This is a genomic window from Streptomyces sp. WELS2 (assembly GCF_013870595.1).
Classification (GTDB): Bacteria; Actinomycetota; Actinomycetes; order Streptomycetales; family Streptomycetaceae; genus Streptomyces.
The window spans coordinates 1-5204 of record NZ_JACBWZ010000439.1 but is presented as its reverse complement, the minus strand read 5'-3'; the positions used below and the strand labels follow the sequence as shown (position 1 = coordinate 5204).

At 73.2% G+C, this 5204-nt stretch carries 5 protein-coding genes; 2 read left to right on the top strand and 3 right to left on the bottom strand.

The features are described 5' to 3' along the window. Positions 1 to 739 (top strand): C40 family peptidase (locus H5J33_RS22650; RefSeq protein WP_181796747.1); only part of this gene is annotated, 739 nt, incomplete at its 5' end. 297 nt (positions 740 to 1036) lie between these two features. Here H5J33_RS22650 and H5J33_RS22645 read toward each other — a convergent pair. Next, positions 1037 to 1390 carry a hypothetical protein gene (locus H5J33_RS22645; RefSeq protein ID WP_181796746.1) on the bottom strand — a complete coding sequence of 118 codons (354 nt, stop codon included), beginning with the start codon at positions 1388 to 1390 and terminating at the stop codon, positions 1037 to 1039. Positions 1391 to 1863: 473 nt separating this feature from the next. Between H5J33_RS22645 and H5J33_RS22640 the strand changes: the two genes are divergently transcribed. Next, the gene (locus tag H5J33_RS22640; protein WP_181796745.1) at positions 1864 to 2925 is read left to right on the top strand and encodes a C40 family peptidase; all 1062 of its coding nucleotides are present in this window, start codon (positions 1864 to 1866) and stop codon (positions 2923 to 2925) included. A gap of 27 nt (positions 2926 to 2952) precedes the next feature. On the opposite strand, the gene H5J33_RS22635 is transcribed toward H5J33_RS22640, so the two are convergent. Together H5J33_RS22635 and H5J33_RS22630 are read right to left on the bottom strand one after the other, a co-directional pair. Then, complete coding sequence (locus H5J33_RS22635; RefSeq protein WP_181796744.1) at positions 2953 to 3684, bottom strand: response regulator transcription factor; 732 nt, start codon at positions 3682 to 3684, stop codon at positions 2953 to 2955. After that, on the bottom strand, positions 3681 to 4970 hold the full coding sequence (locus H5J33_RS22630; RefSeq protein ID WP_181796743.1) for an ATP-binding protein: 1290 nt from the start codon (positions 4968 to 4970) through the stop codon (positions 3681 to 3683). The genes H5J33_RS22635 and H5J33_RS22630 overlap by 4 nt, the downstream gene beginning before the upstream one ends. Between the last annotated feature and the right edge of the window lie 234 nt (positions 4971 to 5204).

Below are 5204 nucleotides of genomic sequence, written 5' to 3'. Positions count from 1 at the left end.
GGCCCTCACCCCACCCCTCCAGGCCACGGCGCCCTCTCATGCCGTACCGGCCCCGCCGACCGCGCAGCGAACCGTCGGCATGGCAGCCCCGCCCGGCAGCCGGCTGAAGCCCGCCGACCGCCGACGAAAGCCCATCGACCGTCGGCCGGACACCACCGTCAGTCGGCCGGACATCCCCGTCGGCGGGCCGAGGGCCGTCAAGGTCGTCACGCGGGAAAAGCTCGGCCACGCCCGCGTGCTGCTGTCCCAGCGGATCGCCCGGGCCCCCGGCACATCCGCAGGCCCGAACGCAACCAAAGCCGCCCGAACCCGCGGCACGCCCGCAGACCCGTACGCGACCAAAGCCGCCCAGACCCACGGCACACTCACGAATCCGTACGCGACCAAAGCCGGCAAGGCCGTCGCCTTCGCCCGTGCCCAGCTCGGCAAACCATGTGTGTGGGGCGCCGCCGGCCCCGGCTCCTACGACTGCGCCGGGCTCACCCGGGCCGCCTGGAAGTCCGCCGGCGTCACCCTCCCGCGCACGGCACCCGAGCAGGCCGGCGTCGGCATCCCGGTCCCGCCGGCCGAGGCGCGCCCCGGTGACCTGGTCTTCTTCCACGACGACGCCGGTCACGTAGGACTCTGCACGGGTAACGGCATGATGATCCACGCGCCGCGGCCGGGCGCGTACGTCCGCGAGGAACCGGTCTCCGCCCTCGGCGAGGCGGCCGTCCACAGCGTGGTGCGGCCGGGCTGACGCCGGCGCGGGTTCGCCATCGGACGCGTGACGCTCCCCACGGCCCCGAGTCGGCCATACGCGGCATCACGCCACACTGACCTCGGCCCGCGGCCGCCCCGAAGAAGTGGCCGAGCGCGTCGCCACCATCCGCGCCACCTACCCGGGCCCCCGCGCCTGGGCGGCCCGCAGCTGACGGTCGACGCCAGCCCGCCCCTCGACAGCGCCACCGCCGTCAAGGGCGTCCGCGCCCTCCTGGACACCTGACCGGCCCGCGGCCACGCCCGATGCCGGAGCCGCGTCAGGGCGTGCCGGGGATCAGGTCCACAGGACGGCGATGAAGATGTTGGCCATGGTCAGCAGGCCGACCAGCCCGAAGACGCCCTTGTCGATCCGCTCCTCGTCGCGCTTCACATAGACCAGGCCCAGGATCACGATCAGCAGGGCCAGCTTCACCCCGAGCTTGATGGTGTTGAGGTGGTGGTCGTCGGCCTGGTTGAGCCCGATCAGAACCACACCGGTGACCAGCATGGTGAGCGCGCCGTGCAGCATCCCGGGCACGAACCGGGCCGTGCCCTGGCCCATCGCCTTCATCTGGGTGAGGAAACCGCCGAGCAGCGCGGCGATTCCGATGATGTGCAGGCCGACGAAGAGATGGATGAGTACGTCCATGGAGCCGGAGCCTAACGAGCCTCCGTCCGCCACCCCGCCACCGGCCCCTTCCGACGCCTCCCGACCAGCCCTGCCCACGCCCCCGTAACCGGCCCCCACGTCCCCCTCACCCGCGAAACCGTCCCACCGACCATGCATGAATGCGTCCCATAGCACCCCACCACCCCCGTCAGTAACCGTTTCCCCGCTTTGATCACCACGCTCCGTGAAGGCGACGACTCAACGGCAGCCAGGTGATCGGATCCGGTCCCACAGCGGTCGACCGAGACCAGTTCCGCACACCGCGTTACCGACCCGTCACCATCCGTTTTAACGTCCTCCCCCAGGTGACCGGCTCTCCATTGCCGCCCGCGGCAACCGGCCACCACCGCCGAGAAGGGCCCGGCGGCGGCCACTCCCCCTGTACGGGCCGCCGCGGGGCACGTACCGACCGCCCGGTCGTACGAGTCGCAGGAAGGACGTGACGGTTCCAGGTGGCAGCCCACCGCAAGCCCCCGCAGCGCCCGCTCACCGGCCATACGGTCCGGACGGCCGCCACCCTCGCCCTGGCGGGCGCGGCCGCCGCGACCTGCTTCGACGGGACGGGTCACGCCGACCCCCAGCCGACGCCGGCCCAGGTGAAGGCCAGGGTGGCGGCGTTGTACCGGGAGGCCGAGGCCGCGACCGAGAAGTACGACGGGGCGAAGGAGGAGGCGGACGCCGCCCAGCGGCGGCTGAGCGCACTGCAGGACGAGACCGCCCGCCGGCAGCAGAGGCTGAACACGGCCCGGAACGCCCTGGGGTCGATCGCGGCGGCGCAGTACCGGGACGGCGCGATCGCCCCAGCCTGGCAACTGGCCCTCTCCAGCGACCCCAACCGGTATCTGGAGGGTGCCGCGCTCGCCGAGCGGGCCGGTGACCGGCAGGCCGCCGCGGTGTCGCGGGTAGGGCGGCAGTTGCGGGAGATCGAGCGGCTACGCGGCGCCGCACGCGTCGAGGTGAACTCGCTGCGGTCCCGGCAGGCCGAGCTGCGCCGGCAGAAGAAGACCGTCACCGCCAAACTGGACGAGGCCCGCCGGCTGCTCGCCCGGCTGTCCCCGCGCCAACGCGGGGAGATCACCGGCGCCGCCCCGGCGGAACGCGTCTCCCGGTCGGCCGCCGACCCGCGGGAGCCGCTGGAGCGGGCCGGATCCGTCCCGGCCCCCAGCGGGCGCGCGGCGGTGGCCGTCGCCTACGCCTACGGCAAGCTCGGCAGCCCCTATGTGTGGGGGGCCACCGGTCCGCACGCCTTCGACTGCTCGGGCCTGGTCCAGGCCGCCTACCGCGCCGCCGGTCTCTCCCTGCCGCGCACCTCCTATGCCCAGATCAACGCGGGCCGGCGGGTATCCCGCTCGGAGCTGCTCCCGGGCGACCTGGTGTTCTTCTACTCAGGCATCAGCCACGTCGGCATCTACGTGGGCGGCGGCCGGATGATCCACGCCCCGAACCCGTCGGCTCCGGTCCGGCTGGCCCCGATCGACCAGATGCCGTTCGCGGGGGCGACCAGGGTGGCGTAAGGGACGGACGGGGGCGGCCCGTAGGGGTCAGACCAGCCGACGCGCGGTCGCCCAGCGGGTCAGCTCGTGGCGGTTGGACAGCTGGAGCTTGCGCAGGACCGCCGAGACATGGGACTCGACCGTCTTCACCGAGATGAACAGCTGCTTGGCGATCTCCTTGTAGGCGTAGCCCCGGGCGATCAGACGCAGCACCTCGCGTTCCCGCTGGGTGAGGCGGTCCAGGTCCTCGTCCACGGGCGGGGCGTCGGTGGAGGCGAAGGCGTCCAGGACGAACCCGGCCAGCCGCGGGGAGAAGACGGCGTCCCCTTCCTGGACCCGGAAGATGGAGTCGATCAGATCGGCGCCGGTGATGGTCTTGGTGACGTAGCCGCGGGCGCCGCCGCGGATCACCCCGATCACGTCCTCGGCGGCGTCCGACACGGACAGCGCGAGGAAGCGGACGGGCCGCTCGGCGTCGGCCGTCAGCGCCGCGCACCGGCGCAGCACCTCGACCCCGCCGCCGCCCGGGAGGTGCACGTCGAGGAGGACCACCTCGGGCCGGGTGGACGTGATGACCGCGACCGCCTGGTCGACGTCCGCCGCCTCGCCGACCACCTCGACGCCGGTCTCGGCGGTCTGGCCGATCTCGGCCTGGACGCCGGTGCGGAACATCCGGTGGTCGTCGACGAGGACCACCCGCACATGCCGCCCGTCCGCGCCGGCACCGGGTTGGCCCTCCGCCGCCCCCACCGTGCCGTTCGCCTCGGTCGCGTCGCTCATGACGTCTTCTCCGCCCTCTCCATCTCCAGCTCGACCTCGGTGCCGCCGTCGGGCACCGCCCGCAGCCGGGCCGTGCCGCCGTAACGCTCCATGCGGCCGATGATCGATTCTCTGACACCCATGCGGTCGGCGGGTATCGCGTCGAGGTCGAAGCCGGGGCCCCGGTCCCGCACGGACACGAAGACCGATTTCCCCTCGACTTCGGCGTAGACCTGTACGGCACCGCCCTCGCCACCGTACTTGGCGGCGTTCACCATGGCCTCGCGCGCGGCCTGCATCTGCGCTGCGGTCCTCTCGTCCAGCGGGCAGTCGCCGACGATGACGACCTCGATGGGCACGCCGTGCTTGTCCTCCACCTCGGCGGCGTTGCGCCGCACCGCCTCGGCGACCGTGTCCGGCTCGTCGTCCTCGTCTTTGCCGGTGCCCTCGGGTTTGTACAGCCAGGTGCGCAGGTCGCGTTCCTGGGCACGGGCGAGGCGGCGCACCTCGCCCGCGTTCTCGGCGTTGCGCTGGATCAGGGTGAGGGTGTGCAGCACGGAGTCGTGGACGTGGGCGGCCACCTCGGCGCGCTCCTGGGCGCGGATGCGCATCAGGCGCTCCTCGGAGAGGTCCTGGGTCATGCGGACCAGGTAGGGGCCGGCGAGGAGGGTGATGCCGACGAGGACGGCGAGCGCGGCCTGCAGGACCGCGCCCAGGTGAGCGGTCGATCCCTGGAGGACGAAGACCGCCGTGACCCCGGCCGTGACGAGCAGGACGCCTCCGGCCGCGCGCAGCAGGGTGAGGGTGCGGCGCCGTCGGCCGGCCTCGACCCAGCGGGCCCGGCGGGCGTTGTCCGCCTGACGCCAGACGAGGGCGACACCGGCCGCGACGAGCACGGCGGGCACCAGATACGCCTTGGTCGCGCTGCCGAGGTCGACGCTGCGCACGAAGATCACGGAGACGATGACCATGAGGAGCAGGGCAGCGATCTGCCCCCGGTCCGGTCTGCGGGCCGTCCGTCTGCGTCGGCCGTCCGGTGTGGTCTCCGTGCCCACCAGCGAGGGCTTCTGGTCGCCGACACCGCCGATGCCGAGCGGGACGAAGAACCAGAACGCGGCGTAGAGCAGCGCTCCGAGCCCGTCGGCCATGAGCAGGCCGGCGAAGACGAGCCGCACCCAGACGACGGGCAGCCCGAGATGCCCGGCGAGCCCTCGCGCCACTCCCCCGAGCCAGCGTCCGTCGCCGCTGCGGTAGAGCTTGCGCGGGGGCCGCGGGTCGTCGAGTGGCAGGCTTGCGGCTTCCGGCATGCCATCGATGGTCACACGGGCGGCGGGGCGGAACATCAGGGTCGGCCCCGGAGACGCCCCTGATCTTCCGTCGGGGCCGGTCGGGGTGGGCGGCTCGTGCGGGGTTTCCCGGCGGCCCGTGCCTTTCGAACGCTTCCCCGGCCCGCCTCAGGGGCGATTTCAGGGTTGGCCCAGGGTCGTCCCGACTGCCGCCGGGACGGCCGGGCGGTCACCATGGACGCATGACCGATCACG

What these genes read in the sequence shown, in the direction of transcription:
- H5J33_RS22645 (WP_181796746.1), bottom strand. Translation starts at nt 1,390, where the DNA reads ATGGACGTACTCATCCATCTCTTCGTCGGCCTGCACATCATCGGAATC.
- H5J33_RS22635 (WP_181796744.1), bottom strand. Translation starts at nt 3,684, where the DNA reads ATGAGCGACGCGACCGAGGCGAACGGCACGGTGGGGGCGGCGGAGGGC.
- H5J33_RS22630 (WP_181796743.1), bottom strand. Translation starts at nt 4,970, where the DNA reads ATGCCGGAAGCCGCAAGCCTGCCACTCGACGACCCGCGGCCCCCGCGC.